Source organism: Streptomyces sp. AC602_WCS936, assembly GCF_019049125.1.
Classification (GTDB): domain Bacteria; phylum Actinomycetota; class Actinomycetes; order Streptomycetales; family Streptomycetaceae; genus Streptomyces.
Map to the genome: position 1 here is coordinate 236,172 of NZ_JAGMUF010000066.1, position 23,599 is coordinate 259,770.

At 72.1% G+C, this 23,599-nt stretch carries 20 protein-coding genes and 1 pseudogene; 12 read left to right on the forward strand and 9 right to left on the reverse strand.

Going from position 1 to position 23,599, the window contains the following annotated elements; translation table 11 throughout:
* The first annotated feature begins 30 nt into the window (after positions 1–30).
* The 3 genes from KUM03_RS22840 to KUM03_RS22850 all read left to right on the forward strand — a co-directional run bounded on the left by KUM03_RS22840 (position 31) and on the right by KUM03_RS22850 (position 2,685).
* Positions 31–939 (forward strand): SMP-30/gluconolactonase/LRE family protein, encoded by a 909-nt coding sequence (locus KUM03_RS22840; RefSeq protein WP_217251146.1) that lies wholly within the window; start codon positions 31–33, stop codon positions 937–939.
* A gap of 87 nt (positions 940–1,026) precedes the next feature.
* Entirely contained in the window at positions 1,027–1,842 is an 816-nt protein-coding gene (locus KUM03_RS22845) for an SAM-dependent methyltransferase (RefSeq protein WP_217251147.1), read from the forward strand.
* Positions 1,843–1,851: 9 nt separating this feature from the next.
* A complete protein-coding gene (locus tag KUM03_RS22850) occupies positions 1,852–2,685 on the forward strand; it encodes an alpha/beta fold hydrolase (RefSeq protein ID WP_217251148.1) in 834 nt (277 codons plus the stop codon).
* 88 nt (positions 2,686–2,773) lie between these two features.
* Here the strand turns inward: KUM03_RS22850 and KUM03_RS22855 are convergent, their stop codons facing one another.
* Positions 2,774–2,977, reverse strand: coding sequence for a cold-shock protein (locus KUM03_RS22855; RefSeq protein WP_003978336.1), 204 nt, complete (start codon positions 2,975–2,977; stop codon positions 2,774–2,776).
* A gap of 365 nt (positions 2,978–3,342) precedes the next feature.
* On the opposite strand from KUM03_RS22855, the gene KUM03_RS22860 reads away from it, so the two are divergent.
* Both KUM03_RS22860 and KUM03_RS22865 read left to right on the forward strand, forming a co-directional pair.
* Positions 3,343–4,095, forward strand: coding sequence for a L,D-transpeptidase family protein (locus tag KUM03_RS22860; protein WP_217251149.1), 753 nt, complete (start codon positions 3,343–3,345; stop codon positions 4,093–4,095).
* 135 nt (positions 4,096–4,230) lie between these two features.
* Positions 4,231–5,054: pseudogene (locus tag KUM03_RS22865) on the forward strand (GNAT family N-acetyltransferase).
* Between the two features lie 77 nt (positions 5,055–5,131).
* On the opposite strand, the gene KUM03_RS22870 reads toward KUM03_RS22865, so the two are convergent.
* Entirely contained in the window at positions 5,132–6,553 is a 1,422-nt protein-coding gene (locus KUM03_RS22870; protein WP_217251150.1) for a Gfo/Idh/MocA family protein, read from the reverse strand.
* A 160-nt stretch (positions 6,554–6,713) separates the two neighbouring features.
* Positions 6,714–7,559, reverse strand: coding sequence for a GntR family transcriptional regulator (locus tag KUM03_RS22875; protein WP_217251151.1), 846 nt, complete (start codon positions 7,557–7,559; stop codon positions 6,714–6,716).
* 239 nt (positions 7,560–7,798) lie between these two features.
* Between KUM03_RS22875 and KUM03_RS22880 the strand changes: the two genes are divergently transcribed.
* The 5 genes from KUM03_RS22880 to KUM03_RS22900 are packed head-to-tail and all read left to right on the forward strand — an operon-like array spanning position 7,799 to position 14,044.
* Complete coding sequence (locus KUM03_RS22880; protein WP_217251152.1) at positions 7,799–9,067, forward strand: extracellular solute-binding protein; 1,269 nt, start codon at positions 7,799–7,801, stop codon at positions 9,065–9,067.
* A gap of 35 nt (positions 9,068–9,102) precedes the next feature.
* The gene (locus KUM03_RS22885) at positions 9,103–10,086 is read left to right on the forward strand and encodes a carbohydrate ABC transporter permease (RefSeq protein WP_217251153.1); all 984 of its coding nucleotides are present in this window, start codon (positions 9,103–9,105) and stop codon (positions 10,084–10,086) included.
* Positions 10,083–10,934 carry a carbohydrate ABC transporter permease gene (locus KUM03_RS22890; protein ID WP_217251154.1) on the forward strand — a complete coding sequence of 284 codons (852 nt, stop codon included), beginning with the start codon at positions 10,083–10,085 and terminating at the stop codon, positions 10,932–10,934. The genes KUM03_RS22885 and KUM03_RS22890 overlap by 4 nt, the downstream gene beginning before the upstream one ends.
* A 57-nt stretch (positions 10,935–10,991) precedes the next feature.
* Complete coding sequence (locus tag KUM03_RS22895; RefSeq protein ID WP_308406390.1) at positions 10,992–12,623, forward strand: beta-N-acetylhexosaminidase; 1,632 nt, start codon at positions 10,992–10,994, stop codon at positions 12,621–12,623.
* Entirely contained in the window at positions 12,620–14,044 is a 1,425-nt protein-coding gene (locus tag KUM03_RS22900; RefSeq protein ID WP_217251428.1) for a cellulose binding domain-containing protein, read from the forward strand. Before KUM03_RS22895 ends, KUM03_RS22900 begins: the two co-directional genes overlap by 4 nt.
* Positions 14,045–14,060: 16 nt before the next feature.
* On the opposite strand, the gene KUM03_RS22905 is transcribed toward KUM03_RS22900, so the two are convergent.
* The 5 genes from KUM03_RS22905 to KUM03_RS22925 all read right to left on the reverse strand — a co-directional run bounded on the left by KUM03_RS22905 (position 14,061) and on the right by KUM03_RS22925 (position 20,088).
* Positions 14,061–14,282 carry a hypothetical protein gene (locus KUM03_RS22905; protein ID WP_217251155.1) on the reverse strand — a complete coding sequence of 74 codons (222 nt, stop codon included), beginning with the start codon at positions 14,280–14,282 and terminating at the stop codon, positions 14,061–14,063.
* Between the two features lie 97 nt (positions 14,283–14,379).
* A complete protein-coding gene (locus tag KUM03_RS22910) occupies positions 14,380–15,216 on the reverse strand; it encodes a nucleotidyltransferase domain-containing protein (protein ID WP_217251156.1) in 837 nt (278 codons plus the stop codon).
* Between the two features lie 131 nt (positions 15,217–15,347).
* The gene (locus KUM03_RS22915) at positions 15,348–17,219 is read right to left on the reverse strand and encodes an alkyl/aryl-sulfatase (protein ID WP_217251157.1); all 1,872 of its coding nucleotides are present in this window, start codon (positions 17,217–17,219) and stop codon (positions 15,348–15,350) included.
* Between the two features lie 29 nt (positions 17,220–17,248).
* The gene (locus tag KUM03_RS22920) at positions 17,249–18,427 is read right to left on the reverse strand and encodes an acyl-CoA dehydrogenase family protein (RefSeq protein WP_217251158.1); all 1,179 of its coding nucleotides are present in this window, start codon (positions 18,425–18,427) and stop codon (positions 17,249–17,251) included.
* Positions 18,428–18,513: 86 nt separating this feature from the next.
* Positions 18,514–20,088 carry a class I adenylate-forming enzyme family protein gene (locus tag KUM03_RS22925; RefSeq protein ID WP_217251159.1) on the reverse strand — a complete coding sequence of 525 codons (1,575 nt, stop codon included), beginning with the start codon at positions 20,086–20,088 and terminating at the stop codon, positions 18,514–18,516.
* A 162-nt stretch (positions 20,089–20,250) separates the two neighbouring features.
* On the opposite strand from KUM03_RS22925, the gene KUM03_RS22930 reads away from it, so the two are divergent.
* Positions 20,251–20,847: a TetR/AcrR family transcriptional regulator gene (locus KUM03_RS22930; protein ID WP_217251160.1), complete on the forward strand. Its 597-nt coding sequence runs from the start codon at positions 20,251–20,253 to the stop codon at positions 20,845–20,847.
* Between the two features lie 24 nt (positions 20,848–20,871).
* On the opposite strand, the gene KUM03_RS22935 is transcribed toward KUM03_RS22930, so the two are convergent.
* Positions 20,872–22,203, reverse strand: a complete 1,332-nt coding sequence (locus KUM03_RS22935) for an MFS transporter (RefSeq protein WP_217251161.1) — start codon at positions 22,201–22,203, stop codon at positions 20,872–20,874.
* Between the two features lie 278 nt (positions 22,204–22,481).
* On the opposite strand from KUM03_RS22935, the gene KUM03_RS22940 reads away from it, so the two are divergent.
* Positions 22,482–23,579: a M23 family metallopeptidase gene (locus tag KUM03_RS22940; protein ID WP_217251162.1), complete on the forward strand. Its 1,098-nt coding sequence runs from the start codon at positions 22,482–22,484 to the stop codon at positions 23,577–23,579.
* Positions 23,580–23,599 lie beyond the last annotated feature (20 nt).

A 23,599-nucleotide genomic window follows, 5' to 3' on the forward strand; every position in this document is an offset into this window, starting at 1 on the left:
CCATCCCGATCATCCTGCTGAGAGGACACCATGTCCGCCGACGGCCTGTACGAGATCCTGGACGACCGCTTCCGCACCGGGCGCTGCGCGAGCGGCGACAGCAGGCTGGAGGTCCTGCACGACGGCTGCCGCTGGGCCGAGGGCCCGCTGTACGTGCCGGCCTGGCGGCAGCTCGTGTGGAGCGACATCCCCAACGACCGCATCCTGCGCTGGGACGAGGCCACCGGCACGGTCGGCGTCTTCCGCTCCCCGGCCGGCCACAGCAACGGCAACACCCTGGACCGGCGGGGCCGCCTGGTCACCTGTGAGCAGGGTAACCGCAGGGTCACCCGCACCGAGGCCGACGGGACCGTGACCGTCCTCGCCGACCGCTACGACGGCAAGCGGCTCAACAGCCCGAACGACTCCGTCGTGCGCTCGGACGGCACGGTCTGGTTCTCCGACCCGGACTTCGGCATCGTGAGCGACTACGAGGGGCATCGCGCCGAGTCCGAGATCGGCGCGTGCAACGTCTACCGGATCGACCCGGTGTCGGGTCGGGTGCGGCTCGCCGCCGACGGCTTCGACGGCCCCAACGGCGTGATCCTCTCCCCGGACGAGAAGCGGCTGTACGTCTCGGACTCCAGGGCCGCCCGGATCCACGTGTTCGACGTCCAGGAGGACGGCACGCTGTCGGACGGCAAGGTCTTCGCCGAGGCCCGCGGCGACGTGCACTTCGACAACATCCGCTTCGACGACGAGGGCCGCCTGTGGGCCGCCGCACTCGCCGACGGTGTCCACTGCTACGACCCCGACGGCACCCTCATCGGACGGCTGCGGGTGCCCGAGCCGGTGTCCAACATCGCCTTCGGCGGTCCCAGGAACAACCGCCTGTTCATCACGGCCACCACCTCCCTGTACTCGCTGGTGATGTCCGTGACGGGCGCCGCGCGCGTCTGAGCAGGCGAACCGGTGTGCGAGGGAGGGCAGTTGCGGCGTAGGTTGTGACGAAGCACCCATGCCTCGGCTGAAAGACGGACCGTACCCATGAGCGATCCCGTGACGACCCCCGGCCCCGCAGCGCACCAGAAGATCGACACCTCGGTGCCGCACTCGGCCCGGATCTGGAACTACTGGCTGGGCGGGAAGGACAACTACCCGGTCGACGAGGAGGCCGGCGACGCTTACACCGCCGTCTTCCCCGGCATCGTCACCATCGCCCGCAGCAGCCGCGCCTTCCTGCGCCGCAACATCACGTACCTGGTCGCCGAGGCGGGTGTCCGTCAGTTCCTCGACATCGGGACCGGCCTGCCGACCGCCGACAACACCCACGAGGTCGCCCAGCGCATCGCCCCCGAGTCCCGGATCGTCTACGTGGACAACGACCCGATGGTCCTCGCGCACGCCCGCGCGCTGCTCTACTCCACCCCCGAGGGGGCGACCGCGTACATCGACTCCGACGTGCTCGACCCGGACAGCGTCTTGCGGGACGCCGCCAGGACGCTGGACTTCGAACGACCGGTCGCTCTCATCCTCAGCAACATCCTGGGGCACGTCGCCGACTACGACCAGGCGCGTTCCATCGTCACCCGGTTGATGGACGCACTGCCCTCGGGCAGCTACCTCTCCGTCAACGACGGCTCCCGGGGAATCGATCCGGGGTTCGAACAGGCCCAGGACGCGTACAACGAGAGCGGCGCGGTTCCGTACAACCTGCGCACCGTGGACGAGATCACGGCGTACTTCGACGGGCTGGAGCTGGTGGAGCCCGGAGTCGTCTCCGTCCCCCTGTGGCGTCCGGACGTCACCGCCCCCGCGCCGGAGCCCATCGGCGAGCACGGCGGCCTGGCCCGCAAGCCCTGAGGCAAGCACATGTCCACATGGCCACTGCCCGAGACGTTCGCCGGCAGTACGGGTGCCGTCCGCTGGAACCGGCTGGGTGAGGCGGGCCGGCAGCCGCTGGTCCTGCTGCACGGCACACCCTTCTCGTCCTACGTCTGGCGCGCGGTGGCCCGTTCGCTGGCGCGCGACCACCAGGTGTTCGTCTGGGACATGCCGGGCTACGGGATGTCGGAGAAGTTCCCCGGCCAGGACGTGTCCCTGGCCGCCCAGGGCCGGGTCTTCACCGAACTGCTGGACCACTGGGGGCTGGCGGAGCCCGTCGTGGTCGCCCACGACTTCGGCGGTGCGGTCGCGTTGCGCGCCCATCTGCTGCACGGCGTCCGCTACCGGGCTCTGGCCCTGGTCGATCCGGTCGCGCTGGCTCCCTGGGGGTCGCCGTTCTTCCAGCTGGTCCGCGACCACGCCGACGTCTTCGAGGCGCTGCCGCCGTCGCTCCACCGGGCTCTGGTCGGCGAGTACGTGGGTTCCGCCAGCGGTCCGGGCCTGCACCCGGCGGTACTGGAGCGGTTGGTGCGGCCGTGGCTCGGCGAGTCGGGCCAGCCGGCCTTCTACCGGCAGATCGCCCAGGCCGACCAGCGGCACACCGACGAGATACAGGACCGGTACTCCACCATCGGGGTACCGACGCTGGTCTGCTGGGGCGAGGACGACGCCTGGATCCCGGTCGCGAAGGGACGCGAGCTCGCGGCGGCCGTCCCCGGCGCCCGCCTGGAGCCGATCGCCGGCGCGGGCCACCTCGTGCAGGAGGACGCGCCCGCCGAACTCACCGCCGCGCTGCTCGCCTTCCTGCGGCGGCTTGCCTGACGGTGCTGTGACGGCCGTACGACGACGGCACGGCGCCCGGGAGCCGAGCGGCTCCCGGGCGCCGTGTTCGTTTCGGCGGTCTCCCGGGTCAGGCGGGGGTGATGTTCTCCGCCTGCGGGCCCTTCTGGCCCTGGGTGATGTCGAAGGTGACGGCCTGGCCTTCCTGCAGCTCGCGGTAGCCCTGGGCGTTGATGTTGGAGTAGTGCGCGAAGACGTCGGGGCCCCCGCCGTCCTGCGCGATGAAGCCGAAGCCCTTTTCGGAGTTGAACCACTTGACGGTTCCGCTGGCCATGCCTTTGCCTTTCAGCCGATATCGGATCCGCACCGTGCGAACCCGGAGGTGGTCGTCCTGGTCCTCCGGCATTGCACAGCAAACCGCCCGCACTCCGGCGCGGGCGGTCTGGGCGAACCACGACATCTGCTGCTGACGCTACACGGCATGTCCGAGCCCCACCAGTGAGTAAGGGGTCCGAGCGGGAACGATGTTGCGTTCCGACCGGCGGTGGCGGCACGACAAACCGGTGCCGCCGGGGCTTTCGGCGGGCGGGCGCGCGGTCGGCTCCTCGGCCATACGGGGGAGACGGCGAGGCGGCCGCACAACCCGGTTCCGTTAGTGGAGAAGCAATGAGTAGCCCACCAACGGAGTCGGAGATCGATATGACCGTCAGAAGAGCGCTGGCCCTGGTGATCGGCGCCGTCATGTGCACCGGCGTGCTGGGGACCGGGTGCGCCCAGCAGCCGTCAAAGGCCTCGTCCCGCAACTCGCAGCCGCCCGGCACGTCCGCGTCCCCGCAGGCCGGTCCCCCGCGCGCCTTCCCCCGGCCCCTGCCCGGCGTGGGGCCGGCCATGCGCGCCCGGCTCCCCGACGCCTCCCGGCAGGCGCTGGTCGTCACCGGTGCGACGGAGAGTTCGAACCGGGCCCAGGCGGTCCTGTACGAGCGGTACCCCGCACAGGGCTGGCGTGCCGTCGCCGGCCCCTGGCCCGCGCACAACGGACTGCGCGGCTGGACCGACGACCACGAGGCGGGCGACCTGCACACGCCCGTCGGCGTGTTCCGGCTGAGCGACGCCGGGGGCAGGCTGCCCGACCCGGGGACCCGGCTCCCCTACGACCAGGACCCGGAGTTCGCGGTGTCGGGCACGGGGCATCTCGGAGAGCCGCTGGAGGGTTCGTTCGACTACGTGATCGCCATCGACTACAACCGGGTGCCCGGCACCACCCCGCTGGACAAGACCCGCCCGCTGGGTGAGGACAAGGGCGGCGGCGTCTGGATCCACGTGGACCACGAAGGGCCGACCAACGCCTGCGTGTCCCTGAGCGAGGAGCACATGCGCGCGCTGCTCACCGCCCTGGACCCGGGCAAGGAGCCGGTCGTCGTGATGGGACCGGAGTCGGTCCTGGAGCGGTAGGGCGCCCCACGGCGGGCGTCCACCCGCGTTGGACGTCCGGTACCGGTTCGTGTCACCCGGGCTTGACGGGGCGGTATGCCCCCGGCCTACTGGAGGTCCGCAGACGTTCCGCTGCACGACGCAGGAGGCGGGCGTATGTCCGGCAAGCGCACAGACGTGGTCGCGCCGGGAGAGCTCGGCGCGGACGACCGGAAGACCTGGCGGGAGATCAGGGCGGCCTCGGGAGCACCGGCGAATCCCTTCATGGACCCCGCGTTCACCGCGGCCGTGGGGGCGGTGAGGCCGGGGGCCCGCGTGGCGGTGCTGCGGGAGGACGGGTCCGCGGTGGGGTACTTCCCGCACGAGCGGGGCCTGCCCTCGCCAAGGAGCGGAGGCTCTCCCGCCAGGCCGGCCCGGTCCGCTTCGTGTACGACGACCCCGATCCGGGCGCGTTACGGACACTCATGCGGTGGAAGTCCGCGCAGTACCGGCGGACGGGGAGACGGGACCGGTTCGCGCAGGCGTGGATCGTCCGGCTGGTGGACCTGCTGGCGAGCGGCGGTGATCCGGAGTGCCGCGGGGTGCTGTCCGTGCTCTACGCCGCCGAACGGCCGGTCGCGGCCCACTTCGGGCTGCGTTCGCCCACGGTCCTGTCCTGGTGGTTCCCGGCGTACGACCCCACCTTCGCCAAGTACTCCCCCGGGGTCCTGCTCCAGTTGCGGATGTTGGAGGCGGCTGCCGCCGAGGGGATCGGGACGGTCGACCTGGGCAGCGGGCCGGCGCGTTACAAGGAGTCGTTCAAGACACGTGACCTGAGGGTGTACGAGGGTGCCGTGGTGCGCCCGGGGCCCGGTGGCGTCCTGCACCGGCTGGGTCGGGACCCGGTGCGTGCCGCTCGCCGTTTCGTGCGGGACCGGCCGCGTCTGGCCCGCGCCGCCGCGCGGACGCTGGAGGGGGTGGGCCGGCTGCGCGAGCGCTGAAGCGGGGTCCTGTCCCACGAGGGGCGGCTCCCGGTCACGGCTGCCCGCTGGGAGCCGTGACCGGGAGCCCGTCCGGTTCAGCCGACGGGCGGCATGTCGGTGGGTGCCGAGTCGAGGCCGGGCCGGCGCTCACGCCAGGCGCCCCGGGTGAAGTCGGGGATCTCCACCGGGCGTCCGCCCCTGGCCAGCGACTTCACGCTCAGAGGGACGGGCGAGCACCAGGCGGCGGAGTCGTAGACGTCGATGTCCGGTACCAGGCCCGCCCGCATCGACTGGACGATGCGCCACTGCAGCACGTAGTCCATGCCGCCGTGGCCGCCGTTGTTGGCCGCGTCGTCGCCGACTTTCTGCCAGAGCCAGTGGTCGTACTCCTTGCGGTAGCCCTCGAAGTCGCGCCAGGTGTGGCCACTGTGGTCCGGTTCGACGTAGATCCGGGCACCGGTCGGGGCGGGTCCGGCGTAGTCCTCTACGATGCCCCGGCTTCCCGCGAGGGTGTTGATGCGGCTGTAGGGACGGGGCGAGCTGACGTCGTGCTCGGCGCGGATCGTCCTGCCCTTCGCCGTCTCGATCATGCAGGTGACCAGGTCTCCGTTGATGTACTTCTCCTTCCAGGACGGGTGGTCCCTCGGGACGAAGCGTGCGCGGTAGTCGGCCAGGCCCTTCGGGGCGGTCGAGGTGGCGCTCAGGGTGGCCATGCGGTCGCCGCGGTTGACGTCCATGGCGGCCGCGATGGGTGCCAGCCCGTGCATGGGGTAGAAGGAAGCGGTGCTGCGGGTGTGCCACAGGCGTCGCCAGGAGTCGGTGTAGTAGGTGTCGGAGAAGAGGAGTTCCCGCAGGTCGTGCAGGTAGCCGCCGTGGCCGTTGGTGACGTCGCCGAACAGGCCGTCGTGCGCGGCCTTGAGCATGGCCAGTTCGTTGCGGCCGTAGCTGCAGTTCTCGGAGAGCAGCAGGTGCCTGCGGGTGCGCTCCGAGGTGTCGACCAGGTCCCACAGCTCACGCAGTTCCGTCGCGACGGGGAGTTCCACCACGGCGTGTCGGCCGCTGAGCAGCGCGGCCCTGCCCTGCTCGTAGTGGAACTCCCACGGCGTGGCGATGTAGACGAGGTCGATGTCGTCGCGCCTGAGCATCCGAGAGTAGGAGTCGGCGGAGCCGCCGTACTCGGCGGGCCGGGGGTGGCCCTTGCTCTCCAGGCGGTCGGCGGCGCGCTTGGCGCGGTCGGCACGGATGTCGCAGACGGCGGTCACGGTGCAGCCGGGCACGGCCGCCCAGCCCGTGATCATGCCCCCGCCCCGGTTGCCGAGGCCGATGACGCCGACCCGGACGGTTCTGTGCGCGTCGAACGGCACGCCGATCATCGACTTCTGGCCGTGCCTGCGGCGGGGGGCGGGCGCGGCCGCCGCGGCGGAGGGGGCCGACGCGGTCATCCCGGCCGCGAGTGCGCCGGTGGCGACGGCACCGCCCAAAAGGAGTCGGCGTGAGACAGCGGGCGTTTCGGACATGACGGCAACACTCCTCGTGGGCGGTCGGCATCACGGTGGGGGCACGCTTTCGGGGCATGACTCTGCGGCCTCGGCCGTTACATGTCAATACGTGCTCGATACAAAGCCGTTCCGAGCACTTCCACGCACGGAGTGGTGCGGCACACCGTCCGGGGCGGCGTTACATCCCGTCCTGCACGACGCCGCGCGTCGAGAGGGTGACGGGGTCCTTGGTCGTGAAGTCGCCCGGTGGGATACCCGGGTGGTGACCGTCGCGCGAGGGCGGGGCCTGGTGGCGCGGGCCCAGGGTGAGCCGGGAGACGATGCGGTAGCGGTCGCCGCGGTAGAGGGAGTGCACGTACTCGACCGGGCACCCGCGGGTGTCGGTGGTCAGGCGCTCGAAGAGCAGCGCCGGGGACAGCTCGGGCACGTGGAGCAGGTCGGCCTCGGCACGGGTGACCACCGTGGGCTCGATCGACTGCACGGCCTCGCTGACCCGGACGCCGTGCCGCTCGGCCAGGTGCTCGTAGAGGTCGCCCTCCTCCAGTTCGTCACTGGTCAGGTCGGCCACGAGGTCGGCCGGGACGTGCAGGTACTCGATGGCCATGGGCGAGTCGTCGACCAGCCGCAGGCGCGCGACGTAGTGGATCCGCGCGGCCGGCGACATGCGCAGTTTGCGGCCCACCCGGGCGCCCGCGGGCAGGGTCCGGACCTCCAGGAGTCGGCTGGTCCAGGCGCCGGCGGCCTGCGGGAGGCTGAAGGCGCGCCGGTCCGGGGCGAGTTCCTGGGTGATCTTCTCGGCGGCGACGAACATGCCCCGGCCGTGCTCGCGCACGAGCAGGCCGGCGAGTACCAGTTCGTCCACCGCGGCGCGCAGGGTGGGGCGGGACACCCCGAGGCGGGCGCAGAGGGTGCGTTCGGAGGGGATCGCGTCCCCGGGCTCCCGTTCCTCGACGAGTTCCCGGATCGCGTCGCGGACGCGTTCACGCTTGAGCAGCGCACCGGAGGCGGCGGCGTCGATCTCCATGCAGGGCTCCCATAACTGGTCTGCTGGTCAACCGAGCTTACCTGTCCGGATCAGTCATGAACCAGCCACACCTTCCGCAGTTCGGCTGACTTCCCTGTAGTACGCGAGGGGTTGACGCCCTCATTGGTCCATGCCACCTTCAACCAACGCCGACTGGTAAACCACTGGCGCCTCTACTGGTCAAGTTCGAGTACGTCGTTCCGTCCAGCTCGTCCCTCCAGCTCCCCCAGAGGTGAACCGTGAAGTACCGCTCGCTCGCCCTGCTCCCCGCGCTGCTCCTCAGCGCCTCGCTCGCCGCCTGCTCGCCGTCGGGCGGCACGTCCGACGACACCGGCGACGGCCGGACCGTCCTCGACGTGTGGCTCATGCGCGACAGCGTCTCGGCCGAATTCCAGAAGGAGTTCGAGACGGGCTTCGAGGCGTCCCATCCGGAGATCGACCTGAAGATCCAGATCCAGGAGTGGGAGGGCATCGGCGAGAAGGTCACCGCCGCCCTCGCCAGCAACGACGCACCCGACGTCATCGAGGTCGGCAACACCCAGGTCGCCCAGTACGCGCAGAGCGGCGGCCTCACCGACTTCTCGGACCGGGTGGACGAGCTCGGCGGGGACAGCTGGCTCGAGGGACTCGCGGAGCCCGGCTCGTACGACGGCAAGCAGTACGGCATCCCGTACTACGCCGCGAACCGGGTGGTCATCCACCGCACCGACCTGTTCGAGAAGGCCGGTGTGGACCCGGCCGCGATCAGGACCCGTGAGCAGTGGATCGCCGCCACCCGCAAGCTCGACCAGGGCGGCACGCAGGGCATCTACCTCCCCGGACAGAACTGGTACGTCCTGGCCGGCTTCGTCTGGGACGAGGGCGGTGACCTCGCCGTGGAGTCCGGCGGCGAGTGGAAGGGCGGCCTCGACAGCCCCGAGGCGCTGCGGGCGATGGACTTCTACCGGCGCCTCCAGGCCCTCGGCAAGGGCCCCAAGGACTCCGACGAGGCCCGGCCGCCGCAGGCGGAGGTCATGGCGCAGGGAAAGGTCGCCCAGCTCATCGCCGTCCCCGGCGGAGCCAAGGTCATCGAGGAGAAGAACCCGGAACTCAAGGGCAAGCTGGGCTTCTTCCCGATCCCCGGCAAGACCGCCGAGGAACCGGGCGCCGTCTTCACCGGTGGCTCCGACCTGGTCGTCCCGGCCGTCGCCGCGCACCAGGAGGAGGCGTTCACCTTCATCCGGGAACTGACCGGCGACGCGTGGCAGAAGAAGCTCGCCGTCGCCATGAGCTACGTACCGAACAAGACCACCCTCGCGGACGCCGTCTCCGGCGACCCCGGCACCGCGGCCATGGCGGCCGGCGCCGCGAACGGGCACGCCACGCCCAACACCCCGCAGTGGGCGGCGGTCGAGGCGAAGAACCCGATCAAGGAGTACATGACGGCCGTCCTCACCGGCTCGGACGCCGAGTCCGAGGCCGCCGAGGCGTCCCGGACGATCACCGACACCCTCAACAGCGGCTCCTGACCCGGTCGGTACCGACACTCGCTGGAGGTGGCACCGTGACGACCGTCCGTGAGAGGAGCCTGCCGCGCGACCCCGGCCGCCGCCCACCGCCCGCCGCACCGGGCGGCGCGGACCGGCGCGGCGGGACCGGCCGGGCAGCGCTCTGGCCCTACCTGCTGATCGCGCCCGCCGTGCTGGGCATGCTCTACCTGCTGGTCTACCCGCTGGCCCGCGCCGTGCTCATCTCCTTCCAGGACTTCCGGCTGCGTCAACTGATCCTGGGCGACGCGGAGTTCGTGGGTCTGCGCAACTACCGCACCCTGCTGGGCGATCCCCAGTTCTGGGAGGTGGTGCGCCGCACCTTCGTGTTCATGGCCGTCAACGTGGTCGCGATCATGGTGCTGTCGACGCTGGTCGCGCTGATGACCGAGCGGCTGGGCAGGGTGGCCAGGACCGTGGTCCTCAGCTCGCTGGTGCTGGTCTGGGCGGTGCCCGTGGTGGCGGCCACGACCGTCTTCCAGTGGCTGTTCCACTCCGAGTTCGGCATCGTCAACGAGACCCTGACCGGCCTCGGCCTCGACTCCTACGAGAGCCATCCGTGGCTGGCGCACGGCGGTTCCGCGTTCGCCATCATCGTGATCCTGATCGTCTGGCAGTCCGTGCCCTTCGCCGCGATCACGCTCTACTCGGCCCTGGTAGCGGTGCCGGCCGAACTGTACGAGTCGGCGCGCATCGACGGCGCGGGCGGCGTGCGCGTCTTCCGCTCGGTGACGTTCCCGCTGATCCGGCCGATCTTCATGCTGGTGCTGTCGCTGGAGGTGATCTGGACGTTCAAGGCGTTCGTGCAGATCTGGGTGATGACGCGCGGCGGCCCGGACGAGGCCACCACGATCCTGCCGGTGTACGCCGTGCAGACCGCGCTGGCGGGCCAGCGCTACGACCTGGGCTCCGCCGCCTCGATGCTGACGGTGCTGCTGATGAGCGGCGTCCTCGTCCTCTACTTCCGCCGGCTCTTCCGCCAGGAGGGTGAGCAGCTGTGAGCACCACGCGCCCCGCGCGGCGCCGGTCCGTCCGGCGCCTTCCGCTCCACGCCGCCGCGGCGCTCACCGTGGTGGTCTGCCTGTTCCCCGTGTACTGGATGGTGACGACGGCGTTCAAACCGTCCCCGGACATCCAGTCGTACGACCCCCGGCTGCTCCCCCGCGCCTGGACGCTCGACCACTTCCGGACGGCGATCCAGGCGGACGGCTTCGCCCTGTTCTGGCGCAACAGCATCCTCGTCACCCTCAGCGCGGTGCTGCTCGCCCTGCTGGTCGCCCTCGGTGCCGCCTACGCCGTGGCCCGCATGCGGTGGCGCGGGCGCCGGCAGTTCGTGCTGGCGGTGTTCATCGCGCAGATGGCGCCCTGGGAGTCACTGATCATCCCGGTCTACATCATCTCCCGCGACACCGGCATGCTCGACCGGCTGCCGACGCTCACCCTGATCTACTTCATGATCACGCTGCCGTTCACGGTGGTCGTGCTGCGCGGCTTCATCGCCGGCATCCCTCCCGAACTGGAGGAGGCCGCACAGGTCGACGGCTGCACCCGGGCCGGGGCCTTCCGCAGGGTCGCGTTCCCGCTGCTGGCGCCCGGTCTCATGGCCACCTCGCTGTTCGGCTTCATCACCGCCTGGAACGAGTTCACCTACGCCAACTTCCTCATTATCAAGCAGCAGGACAGCCGCACGCTCCCGGTCTGGCTGTCCTCCTTCCAGTCGACGTTCGGCACCGACTGGGGAGCCACCATGGCCGCCTCCACCCTCTTCGCCCTGCCCGCACTGGTCGTCTTCCTCGCGCTGCAGCGCCGTGTGACCGCCGGGCTCGCCTCGGGAGGCGTCAAGGGCTGACCGCGTACGCCGTTCCCCCACCCGTCGCGCACCCGCCCCGACCAAACGGAGCCGTCCGTGGATCTGCCACGCCCCGAACACGCCCTCCTCCCCCGCCCCAGCCGCCTCTCCACCCGCGCTGGGCGTCTCCGGCTGGACGACACGACCCGCCTGCGGGTGACGCCGGGAGCCGAACCGGCCGCCGCCCTGCTGCGCACGCTTCTCGCCCCGGCCACGGGGCTGCGGCTCGAGGCGTCCCCGGACGGCGCCTTCGTCCTCGCCCTGGACCCCGCCCTGACCGGCCTGGGCGACGAGGGCTACGGCCTGACCGTCAGCCCGCAGGGCGCCCTGCTGCGCGCCGCCCGCCCCGCCGGGCTGCTGCGCGGCGTGCAGACGGTGCGGCAACTGCTGCCCTACGAGGCCCTGTCCCGGCGTCCGGTGCGCGGCGTGCCGTGGGAGCTGCCCGCCGTGGAGATCACCGACGTGCCCCGGCACGCCTGGCGCGGCTCCATGCTCGACGTGGCCCGGCACTTCCAGCCGGTGTCCTACCTGCGGCGCTACGTCGACCTGCTGGCGCTGCACAAGCTGAACGTCTTCCACCTCCACCTCACCGACGACCAGGGCTGGCGGATGCCGGTGGCCGCCCACCCCCGGCTCACCGAGGTCGGCGGATGGCGGGCGCAGTCGATGAGGGGCCCGGCGGGCAGCGACCGCTTCGACGGCGTGCCGCACGGCGGGGCCTACACCCGGGCCGAACTGCGGGCCCTGGCCGCGTACGCGGCCGAGCGCGGCGTCACGGTCCTCCCGGAGACGGGCGTGCCCGGACACGTGCGCGCCGCCCTCGCCGCCCACCCCGAACTGGGCACGGACCCCCGCCGCCGGCTGGACGTGTGGACGCACTGGGGCGTGTGCGAGAACGTCCTCGGCACCGACGACCACGTCCTGGATTTCTTCCGCACCGTCCTGGACGAGGTGATGGACGTCTTCCCCTCGCCGTACGTCCACCTCGGCGGCGACGAGTGCCCCACCACCGAGTGGGAGCGCAGCCCGGCGGCACGCGCCCGCGCCGCCCGCGAAGGACTCCCGGGTCCGCACGCGCTGCACCCCTGGTTCATCGCACGCATGGCCGAGCACGTGGTGAGCGCGGGCCGGCAACCGGTCGTGTGGGCCGAGAACGGCGTCACCCTCCCCCTGGAGTGCACGGTGATGAGCTGGCGCGAACCGGGGCACGCCCGCGCGGCGGCACAGCGCGGGCACCGGGTCGTCCTCGCCGACCACCGCGCCACCTACTTCGACTATGCGCGCGGCGACGGGCCCGGAGAGCCGCCCGCACAGCCCGGCGGGATCGTCGACCTGCGCGCCGTGTACGACGTGGACCTCGCCCCCGCGACCCCGGACCCGGAGGTCGCGGCGCGGGTGCTGGGCGCGCAGGGCCAGTTGTGGACGGAGTTCGTGGCGACGTCCGAGCACATCGAGTACCTGACCTATCCCCGGTTGTGCGCGCTCGCCGAGCGGGTCTGGGACGGCACGTCCGGCTGGCACGACTTCAACGCCCGGCTCGACGGCCACCGGGCCCGCCTGGACGCCCTGGACGTCCCGCACGCCCGCCCGCCGGTCACCGGGCACCCCCCGAGGCGTTCCCCCGCACCGCACACCATCCACCGACGCTCCCGCACGGGCGGGAGCCCGACCGGAAGGACCCCCGGATGACAACCCGACCCCGCGTCAGCCGCGCCCGCCTGGCGCTCGCCCTCGCGGCCCTCCTGGGCGGCGGTGCCCTGACCGCCCTGCCCGCCGCCCAGGCCGCCCCCACGGCCGACGGTCTCGCCGTCCAGTACCGCACGAGCGCGGCCGGAGCCACCGCCTACCAGACGGAGCCCTGGCTCAAGGTCCGCAACACCGGTTCCTCCGCCGTGCGCCTCAGCCAGGTGAAGGTCCGCTACTACTTCAAGGCGGACTCCCCGGACGCCTCCTACCGGTTCGCCTGCTCCTGGGCGGTGGAGGGCTGCTCCGTCGTCACCGGCACGTTCGGCACCCTGAGCAACCCGACCGCGACCGCCGACCGCTACCTGGAGATCGGCTTCACCCCGGCGGCCGGCACGCTGGCGCCCGGCGCGGACACGGGTGACATGCAGCTGCGCTTCCACCGGACCGACTGGCAGCCGGTCCGGCAGAGCGACGACTACTCGTTCGACGGCACGCGGACCTCGTACGCGGACTGGGACAAGGTCACCGCCCAGTTGGCGGGCGCCACCGTGTGGGGGACGGCACCGGAGGGCAACGACCCGACCGACCCACCGGACCCGACGGACCCGCCCGGTGGCGGACCGGCCCTGTTCGACGACTTCGACTACGGCTCGCACACCGACCCCGACCTCGCCGCGCACGGCTGGAGCGTCCGCGCCAACTCCGGCGGGCCCGGGGTGCCAGGGGCCGCCTGGGACCCCTCCAAGGTCACCTTCGTCTCCGCCGGCGGCAACACGGTGATGAACCTGGAGACCTCCACGGCGGGCACCGCCGCCTCCACCACCCACACCGAGGTCCTCACCAGGGCCGTGAAGTTCCGCAACGGCACCTACGCGGCCCGCGTGAAGTTCTCCGACGCCCCGAGGACCGGGCCGGACGGGGACCACCTGGTGCAGACGTTCTTCACCATCAACGACCTCAAGGCGCCCATGGCCGACGACTACGCCGAGTACGACTTCGAGTACCTGCCGAACGGCGGGTGGGGCGAGCCGTCGAACATCCTCTACGCGACCTCCTGGGAGACGTACGACCCCGATCCCTGGCAGGCCGTCAACCAGCACTCGGAGCAGCGCCGCGGCTACGCCGGCTGGCACGACCTCGTCGTCACCATCGACGACAGCGCGATCACGTACTACGTGGACGGTCAGCACTTCGGCACGCACGACGCGCGGTACCTGCCCGAGCGGCCGATGTCGATCAACTTCAACCAGTGGCTGATCGACCTGAACGGCCAGACGTCGACCACCCCGCGCTCCTACGACCAGCAGGTGGACTACGTCCTTCACGTCAAGGACCAGGTGCTCACCCCGGACCAGGTCGCGGCGGAGGTCGCCGGGTACCGCGACGCCGGGACGTCGTTCGTCGACGAGGTGCCCGCCGGCTGACGGTCTGCGGGGACGGTCAGAACAGCCGCTCCTGGGCGGGTGCGGGCCGTCCTCGCCCACCGCGGCGCGGGACGGTCCGTACGGGTACCGTCTCACCGAACAGGGGTGCGGTGCCGTACTCGTCCGGCTCGGCCGGAACGGTGGCGGGCCCGGTGCCCACGTTGAGGACCAGCGGCGCGTCCCGGTCGAAGTCGCCGGGTGTCATCGCCACCCACTCACGGTCCTGCCGCTCTGCCACGCGCCGACACCTCCCTCGCTCCGCCCGCCGCGACCACGCGACGCTACCAGCACCGCGCCGGTCCCGTGACCGGGGCTCCGCCGGGCCGCCCGGGGCGTCAGCCAGTACGGTTCCCCGCAAGCAGGTCCGCGATGCCCTCGTGCAGTTTCCCGGGCACCCGGAGGCTCCAGCGGCCGGCGGCCTCGGCGCTCAGTTCCCGGCTCCACTGCCAGCTGCTGCGGGCCGCCGTGCGCACCTCGCCCTCCCGGGCGGCGGCGGTGGTGGCGGTGTAGCGGTCGGCGTCGGCGGCGGGCAGGTCCTTCTCCAGGGCCCGGCTGGGCGTCAGCCAGTGGGCGGTGGAGTCGCGCAGGAGCCGGCACAGCTTGAGCTGCAGCGGCGCGACGACGGCGTGCAACAGGTTGTGGGCGCGGGCCACTTCGCCCCGGGCCAGGACGTGGGCCAGCATCAGCGTCCAGTTGGCCAACTCGTCGCAGAGCTGCTGGGCGGTGGTGGCGGGCTCCGGCGGGCGGAACCCGGCCAGCCGGCGGGCGGCCCGGGTGAGGCGGCCGGTGCGGTCCAGGAGGACGGCGGCCTCGGGACGGGGCAGGTGGATCATGCCCTCCCAGGTCGGGACCTCCTCGATGCCCTCGCCGGCGGGCGTGATGTGGAACTCGCCCCGCATCAGGTCGTCGAAGACGACGGCGAGGATGCCGTACATGTTGGTGTACGCCAGCTCGAGCGGGGCGAGTTTCTCGAGGAACGCCCGGGCCTCGAAGTCGTCGAGGTGCTCGTCCTCGACGTACAGATACGCCTCTATGTCGGAGTGGGCGTCGGCCTCGCCGACCGTCCAGGAGCCGTAGAGGAGCACGCCTTCGAGTCGGGGTTCCGACTCGGCGAGTTGCCGCAGGCGGGCGATGCGGTCGTCCAGGGCGGGGGAGGCGGAGCGAACGGACATGGGTGACTGTCTCCTGAGTGAGCGCGCGGGCACGATGGATCGACGCCCGGCGTGTGCGGGGCGGATGGCTGCGGACCGTGCGGTCGGTTCAGGAGACGCCCATGGCGGGGAGTCTACGCGATGCCCGTGGTTCACGGGGTGACGATCGGGAACCGGGGATCGGGGCGTTGCATGAGGCCGCCCAGGGTGATGAGCGCCGTGAGGTCGCCGTCCGAGGCGATCTCACCGGCCGCGACGGCGTCGGGGAAGGTGGTCGCGCGGGCGACGACGGCGTCGAGGGTGGCGCGGGTCAGGCGCAGGGTGAGGTGCGGCTTTTCGCCGCGCGGGGCGTCGCCGGGCATGGGGGTGAGCGCGCCGTTGGACAGCAGCAGCGTCCAGACGTCGGCGAGGGCGTCCGGGGTGCCGTCGGTGATCTCCCAGCGCAGGAGGAGGCGTCCGGCCACGGCGGCGCGCGGGCCGTCGATCCGTACGGCCATGGACTGGAAGATCTGCTGCACGGTCAGCGCGGCGACCATGCCGGAGCCTCCGCGGCCCGGGGCGCCGAGGACTCCGCCGCGCAGTTCGGCGGCGCCGGTGAGGTAGAAGTTGCGCCAGGGGCCGCACGCGGAGCCGTGGCCGAGGCGTTCGAGGGTGTCGGCCTGGAGGGCGCGGGCCTCGGCGTGTCCGGGTTCCGCGAACAGGACGTGGTTGAGCACCTCGGCGACCCAGCGCAGGTCCCCGCGGTCGTGGGAGACCCGTGCCTTGGCGACCACGGCGTCGGCGCCGCCCATGAACTCGGTGTAGCGGACGGCGGCTTCGCGGGGCGGGTGCTGCCACAGGTGCGCCGGGTTGCCGTCGAACCAGCCCATGTAGCGCTGGTAGACGGCCTTTGCGTTGTGGCTGAGGGAGCCGTAGTGGCCGCCGATGTGGGTGCGTTGTTCCAGCACGGGCGGGAAGCGCAGTTCCTCGGCGATCTCGGCGCCGGTGTGTCCGGCGTTGATGAGGCGTACGCACTGGTCGTGCAGGTAGGCGTAGGCGTCGCGCTGTTCCTCCAGGAAGCGCAGGGCGCGGTCCTGGCCCCAGGTGGGCCAGTGGTGGGAGGCGAAGACAACGTCGGTGGTGTCGGCGAACAGGCGCAGGGTCTCGGTGAGGTAGCGGGCCCAGGCGCTGGGGTCGCGGACCAGGGCGCCGCGCAGGGTGAGGACGTTGTGCAGGGTGTGGCAGGCGTTCTCCGCGACGCAGAGCAGCCGCAGGCCGGGGAAGTGGATGTTCATCTCCGCGGGGGCCTCGGTGCCCGGGGTGAGCTGGAAGACCATGCGGACGCCGTCGACGGTCTCGGTCTGGCCGGTGGTGCGGACGTCGAGGTTGGGTGCGATGAGGCCGACGCTGCCCAGGGACGTGGTCTGGCCGAGGCCGCAGCCGATCTGTCCTCCGGGTCCCTTGGGCAGGGCGGCTCCGTACATGTAGACGGAGCGGCGTGCCATGGCGGGGCCGGTGATGACGTTCTCTCCGGCGGCGTGTTCGAGGAAGCCGGCGGGCGCGATGACCGGCAACCGTCCGGCGGCGGCGTCCTCGGGGTCGGCGACGCCGTGGACGCCGCCGAAGTGGTCGACGTGCGAGTGGGTGTAGAGGACGCCGGTGACAGGACGGTCGCCGCGGTGCTCCCGGTAGAGGGCGAGTGCGGCGGCGGCCACCTCGGCGCTGATCAGGGGGTCGATGACGAGGACGCCGCGGTCGCCCTCGACGAAGGTGACGTTGGACAGGTCCAGGCCGCGGACCTGGTAGACGCCCGGCACCACCTCGTACAGGCCCTGCTTGGCGGTCAGGCGGCTCTGCCGCCACAGGGACGGGTGCGCGGTGGGCGGGCAGTCGTCGTCGAGGAACACGTAGGCGTCGGCGTCCCAGACGGTGCGGCCCTCGGCGTCGCGCACCACGCCGGGCCTCAGCCGGGCGATGAAACCCCGGTCGGCGTCGGCGAAGTCCTGGTCGTGGTCGGGGAGGTGGGCGTAGGTGGTGTCGGGCACGAGTGGTCCTCGGGTGGGGTGCTGAGCGGTCAGGTCAGGGTGGCGAGGCCCTTGGCGATGCCGTTGCGCTGGATCTCCGAGGTGCCGGTCAGGACCCGGAACATGCGCATCTTGCGGAAGAGGTACTCGATCTCATGACCCTGGGTCAGTCCGTCCTTGCCGTGGATCTGCACCGCCTCGTCGAGCAGGCGGAAGGCCGACTCGGCGACGAAGAGCTTGCACATGAACGCCTCGGTACGCACGTCCTCGCCCCGGTCGAGGGCGGCCAGCGCGGCGTAGGTCATGGAGCGGGCCGCGTAGAGGTCGGCGGCCATGTCGGCGAGCTTGTGCTGGATGGCCTGGAGGGTGAGCAGGGGCTTGCCGTTCACCGTGCGGGTGAGGGCACGGTCGCGGGTGAGGTGGAGCGCGCGGCGGGCGGCGCCGATGGCCGAGGGGCAGTGCAGGAGGCGGTTGACGGTGACGCGGCCGAGGGCGATGCGCAGGCCCTTGCCCTCCTCGCCGAGGAGGTTGGCGGCGGGGACGCGGCAGTCGTCGAGGACGATGTCGCTCTCGATGTGTTCCCCGGACATGGGGGTGGCGCCGTCGGTGACCCGGCAGCCGGGGCTGTCGAGGTCGACGAGGAAGGCGGAGTAGGACTCCTCCTCCGTGCCGGCCATGCGCGCCACGACGATGGCGAAGTCGGCGAAGGGGCCGGCGGAGCTGAACACCTTGTGGCCGGTGAGCCGGTAGCCGTCGCCGTCCCTCGCGGCGGTGGTGCGCATGGCCCGCACGTCGGAGCCGGCGTCAGCCTCGGTGAGGGAGAAGCAGCAGGCGCGTTCGCCGCGCACCAGCGGCAGCAGGTAGGTGTCGAGCTGGTGCGGGGTGGCGTGGCGGAGGATGTCGCCGGCGCGCAGCGGGCCGCCCATGTCGCCGAGGACACTGTGCCCGAGGACCCGTCCGGAGGCGGCGACCTCCTCCTTGAGGACGGCGAGTTCGGTGTACGTCAGGGCCTGGCCGCCGTACTCCTCGGGGAGGTGGATGCCGTAGAAGCCGAGTTCGCGGCAGCGTTTCCAGACCGGTTCGAGGTCGGCGCGGGTGAGGCGGGAGGTGTGGGTGATGCCGTTGTCGTGTTCGTACTGGGCGAGTTCGCCGTCCAGGTATCCGCGCAGGCGCTCGACCAGGCCGGCCAGGCGCGGGTCGCCGGGGTCGGGGCGGAAGGAGAAGGTCATGGGGCGGGTCTCCGGGGAGGTTTCGGCGCGGGGCGCCGGGTTCCATCAGGGGTCTCGGTGCGGGGTGTCGGGGGTCGCGGCCCGGTTCAGTGCACGCGGCGGGTGGCGTGCGACCAGTACGGTTCGCGGACGGCCTTGCGGTCGAGCTTGCCGTTGCGGTTGTGCGGGAGTTCGCCGACGAAGTCGACGGAGCGTGGCTTCTTGAAGCGGTCCAGGCGCAGGGCGCAGAAGTCGGCCAGTTCGTCGGCGGTGACCGGGGTGCCGGGGCGGGTGACGACGACGGCCTTGACCGCCTCTCCCCACTTCTCGTCCGGGACACCGATCACGCAGGCCTCCTGCACGGCGGGGTGCTCGTACAGCACGGTCTCGACCTCGTTGCTGTAGATGTTGAAGCCGCCGGAGATGATCATGTCCTTCTTGCGGTCGACGAGGAACAGGTAGCCGTCCTCGCGCATCCAGGCGAGGTCGCCGGTGTGCACCCAGCCGTCGCGGAAGGTCTGGGCGGAGAGTTCGGGTGCCTGCCAGTAGCGGCGGACGCAGTCGGGTCCGCGCACGATGATCTCGCCGACCTCGCGGGGCGGGAGCGTGTTGCCGTGCTCGTCGACCACCCGTAGCTCGGTGTCGTAGGCGGCGCGGCCGCAGGACTGGAGGAGTTCGGGGTCGTCGGTGACGGCGCGGGCGATGTCGGCGCCGGACATGCCGGCCACCACGCTGGTGGTCTCGGCCAGGCCGTAGCCCTGGGCGACCACGGGACCGAACAGGGCGACGGCGTCGCGCAGTCGCTGCGGCGAGACGGGCGCCCCGCCGACGCGGACGCTGGCGAGACTGGACAGGTCGCGGTCGGCGGCGCCGGGATGGGCCAGTACGGCGTTGAGCATCGCGGGCACCAGGAACGTGGCGGTGATGCGCTCGCGCTCGACGGTGTCCAGGAAGGCCTCGGCGCTCCAGCCGGGCAGCACGTGGGTGGTGGAGCCGCCGAAGACGCCGGCGAGCAGGACCATGCCGGTGGCGTGGGTGATGGGACCGCAGGCGAGGTAGCGGGTGTCGGGGCGGGGGCGCGACTCGTCGTTCATGAGGGTCTTGCGCATGTTGGCCAGCCGGTTGCCGAAGGTCTGCACCGCCGCCTTGAGCGAACCGGTGGAGCCCGAGGTGAAGTTGAGGACGGCGGGCGCGTCCTCGGCGGTCTCCACGGCCACCGTCTCGGTGCCGCCCTCGGCGAGCAGGTCGTCGTACGACAGGGAGGTGCCGCGCGCCCCGTCGTCGGTCGCGGAGGCGTCGAGCGCCACGGGAAGGCAGTCGGTGCCCGCCGCCGCCACGGCCGCCAGGGCGTCCTCGCGGTGGGCCTCGTCGAAGACGAGGACGCGGACGGGGGCGTCGCGCAGGATGTGCTCGATCTCCGCACGGCCGAGCCGGGCGTTGACCGGCACCCGGATCAGCCCGGCCTTGTAGAGCGCGAACTCCACCTCCACCAGTTCACCGCGGTTCCAGGCCAGCGAGGCCACGGCGTCGTCGGGGCCGAGTCCGCGCCGGACGAGCGCGGAGGCCAGCCGGTTCGCGCGCTCCTCGAGGCGGGCGTAGGTCCAGGTGCGGTCATCGCAGACCAGCGCGGGGTGTTCGGGCCAGTGGCGGGCGCTGCGGGTGAGGTAGATACCGAGGTTCAACGACGGGCTCCCATACGAAACATGTACTTGCTGAATGTTTCCAGACAGGTTGTTCGGTAACGCTTCGCCTGTCAAGAGTACGTAGACTGACTGCCGCTCGGGCGGACACGACCCGCCGGGCCGAGAAGGACCGGACACCGGACAGGGAGACGGACGACGGGGATGGCCGAGGACCGACGCATTCGCAAGACGCGCAGGGCACTGCGCGACGCCCTCGTCGGACTCGTCCTGGAGCGGGGCTTCACGGCGCTGAGCGTCGAGGACATCACCCAGCGCGCGGACGTCGCGCGGGCGACGTTCTACAGCCACTTCCGGGACAAGGACGAGCTGTTCGCCCGGGTCACCCGGGACCTGCTCGACGAACTCGACGAACGGCTGCGCCCGGCGATGGCGGAGACCGCGGTCGGCTTCACCGGCAGGCCGGTGCTGGAGATGCTGCGGCACGCCCGGCAGGAGCGCGACCTGTACCGGATCGTGCTGCGGGGCGAGGGGGACGGCAAGCCGCTGCGGATGTTCACCGAGGCGTGCGCCCGCGTCGCCGCCGAGGAGTTCCGCGGCCGCTCCGAGCGCAACGACGTCAAGCCGCGGATCGACGCCGATCTGCTGGCCCGGGTCTGGGTCGGTGAGCAGGTGTCGGTGCTCCAGTGGTGGGTCGAGCACGAGACCCCGCCGCTGCCGGCCGAGGAGGTCGTGCGCATGCTGCTCGACTTCGCGCTGCACGGCCGGTACTGGGCCACCGGGTTCGACCGGCCCGAGTGACGCGGACCCCCCGCCCCCGCCCGCTCAGCCCTCGCCGCCGAGGGCGCGGGCGTCGCGGTCCGGGCGGATGGCGAGCATCGCCACCGTGCCGCACACGGCCATCACGGCCGCGGACAGCAGGAAGGCGGTCGAGTAGCCGGCCGCCTCGGAGGCCGCGCCGTCCACCAGGTGGCCGGTGAGGTAGGGCACGAACATGCCCGGCAGCGTGCCGGTCGCCGCGACCACGCCGAAGACGGCGCCACGCCGGGCCGCGGGCACGACGGCCGCCGTGGTCACGTAGTGCAGCGGGATCGCCACCGCGTGGGCGGCGAACGCCACGGCCACCAGCACCAGTTGCGCCGCGCGCTGCTCGGCGAACGGCAGCAGGGCGAGCGCCGCGCCGGACACCAGGACCGCCGCCCCCTGGGCGAGCCCGTCGGTAGCGGGGCCGGACCGGCCGCGCCGCTTGCGCCGGTCGACGAGGGCCGGGGCGGTCAGCAGCAGGAGCAGGCTGAGCACCGAGACCGCGCTGAGGGCGACCGACGCGGTCGACGCGGTCAGGTCGAGCTGGGTCTGCAGGTAGACCGGCAGCCAGGCACTGGAGACGGCCAGCGCCCAGTGGGACCCGAAGGCGCTGAGGACGCTGCCCACGACGGTCCCGCTGAGCAGCAGCCGGGACAGCGGAAGCGCCGGCGTCCGGGCCGCGGGCCGGGAGGCGCCCCGCTCGGGGGCGGCCTCCCCCGCGGCACCGGCGTACGGGCCGTCCTTGCCGACGGCGTACCAGACCAGGCACCACGCGGCGCTGGTGATCGCCAGCGCGACGAAGGCCGAACGCCAGCCCAGGTGCACGATGAACCAGGTCAGCACCGGGGCCGCGACGGCGGTGCCCAGGGCCGCGCCACCGATCTGCAACGCCGAGGGCATGCCGCGCCGTCCCGGCGGGAACCAGCCGTAGAGGGTGTGCATGGACATCGACGCGGCGGGCCCCTCCGCGGCGCCCAGCATCAGCCGCCCCGCGACGAGCGCGGGGACGGTCGCCGCCAGGGCCGGCAGTTGGGCCACCGCCCACAGGGCCGCCATCACCAGGAGCATGGTGCGCGTCGACCAGCGGGCCGACAGCAGCCCGACGACCAGCCCCGAGACGCTGAACAGCACGTAGAACGAGCTGGAGATCAGCCCGTAGGTGCTCTTGTCGATGCCGAGTTCGTCCATGATCGGCACCGCGGCGAGGCCCAGCACGGACTTGTCCGCGTAGTTGATCATCATGAAGACGACGACCATCACGAGGATCAGCCAGGCGCGGCGCCGGTCGTACGCGGTCGGGTCCGGGGGCCGCGGGACCGGGGGACGTCGGGACGGGAGGGGGCGAACGACCACAGCGGCTCCAGGTGGCTACCGGAAAAGTCGACGGACGAGTTGATGACTGCGAGTTAATGGACTACCTGTCCATTAACCTTCGTCTAGTCCGGCAAGGTAGTTCGCGTCTTCCGCGGGGTCAACGGTCAGGAGGGGACCTTCGTACGGGCGGAGCCGGCCGTACGGGTCCTCCGGCTCTGCCTGTTCGGGCATCGCTTCGTGCCTCGGCGTCCCGTGTGGTACGCCGGAACCGGGCGTTACCCTCCGTCCGTGAGCATCACGTCCCGGCGGGCGGCCGGGTGAACGACGAACAGCCGGAAGAACACTCCGGGCAGCACGGACGACAGGAACCGGCGCCGAAGCGCGGGCGCCGCGGTCCGGGGCCCTTCACCCTGCTGGTGCTCCCGGGCCTGGTGACCGTGACCGGTGTCGCCACGTTCCTGGCACTGACGGGCGGTCTGCCGACACCGTGGCCCCAGGAGGCGAAGGCGGAGCAGGCGGCGGTCGACATCGACCCGTCCTACATCCCCTGGCTGCGCAAGGCGGCCTCGGCCTGCACGGTCCTGGAACCGTCGGTACTCGCCGCGCAGATCGACCAGCTCTCCGGCTGGAGCGACGACACGGACGAACTCTCGGGCCAGAAGGGCATCGCCGCCTTCACCGACGGCGAGTGGCGGACCTGGGGCGGGGACGACGACGGCAATGGAGACTCGTCCCCCCGTGATCCGGCGGACGCGATCATGGCACTCGGCCGGCGGGACTGCGCCCTGGCCGAGAAGGTGACCGAACTGCGCACCGAGGGCAGGATCAACGGGGACCTCGTCGATCTGACCCTCGCCGCGTACGCGGAGGGAACGGACGCGGTGACGGAGGCGGGGCGCGTCCCGCCGACGGCCGCGGCCTACCTCGCCGAGGTGGAGGCGCTGATCCCGCGCTACGAGGCGCTCGACCGGGCCGACTCCGCCGGCGGCGCGGGCCGGGCGGCGGGGGCACTCCTCGCCGCCCCGGTGAGTCCGCTCACCATCACCTCGCCGTACGGCTCGCGGGAGCACCCGCTGACCGGCGTGACCAAACTGCACACCGGCGTGGACTTCGCCGCGCCCCAGGGCACGGCGGTCGCCGCCGCGAGGCCGGGCCGCGTCGTGTTCGCCGCGTCGACCGCCGCGTACGGCAACCGCGTGGTGATCGACCACGGGACCATCGAGGGCAAGCGGCTGGAGACGACCTACAGTCATCTGTCGTCCCTGGAGGCCGCCGTGGGCCAGTCCGTGGAGGCCGGGACGACGATCGGCCGGGTGGGCTCGACCGGCTTGTCCACCGGTCCCCACCTGCACTTCGAGGTGGTTCTCGACGGCTACTACACCGACCCGCGACCCTGGCTGGTGCCCGGCGGTTAGGGCCCGCCCGGTGACGCGGC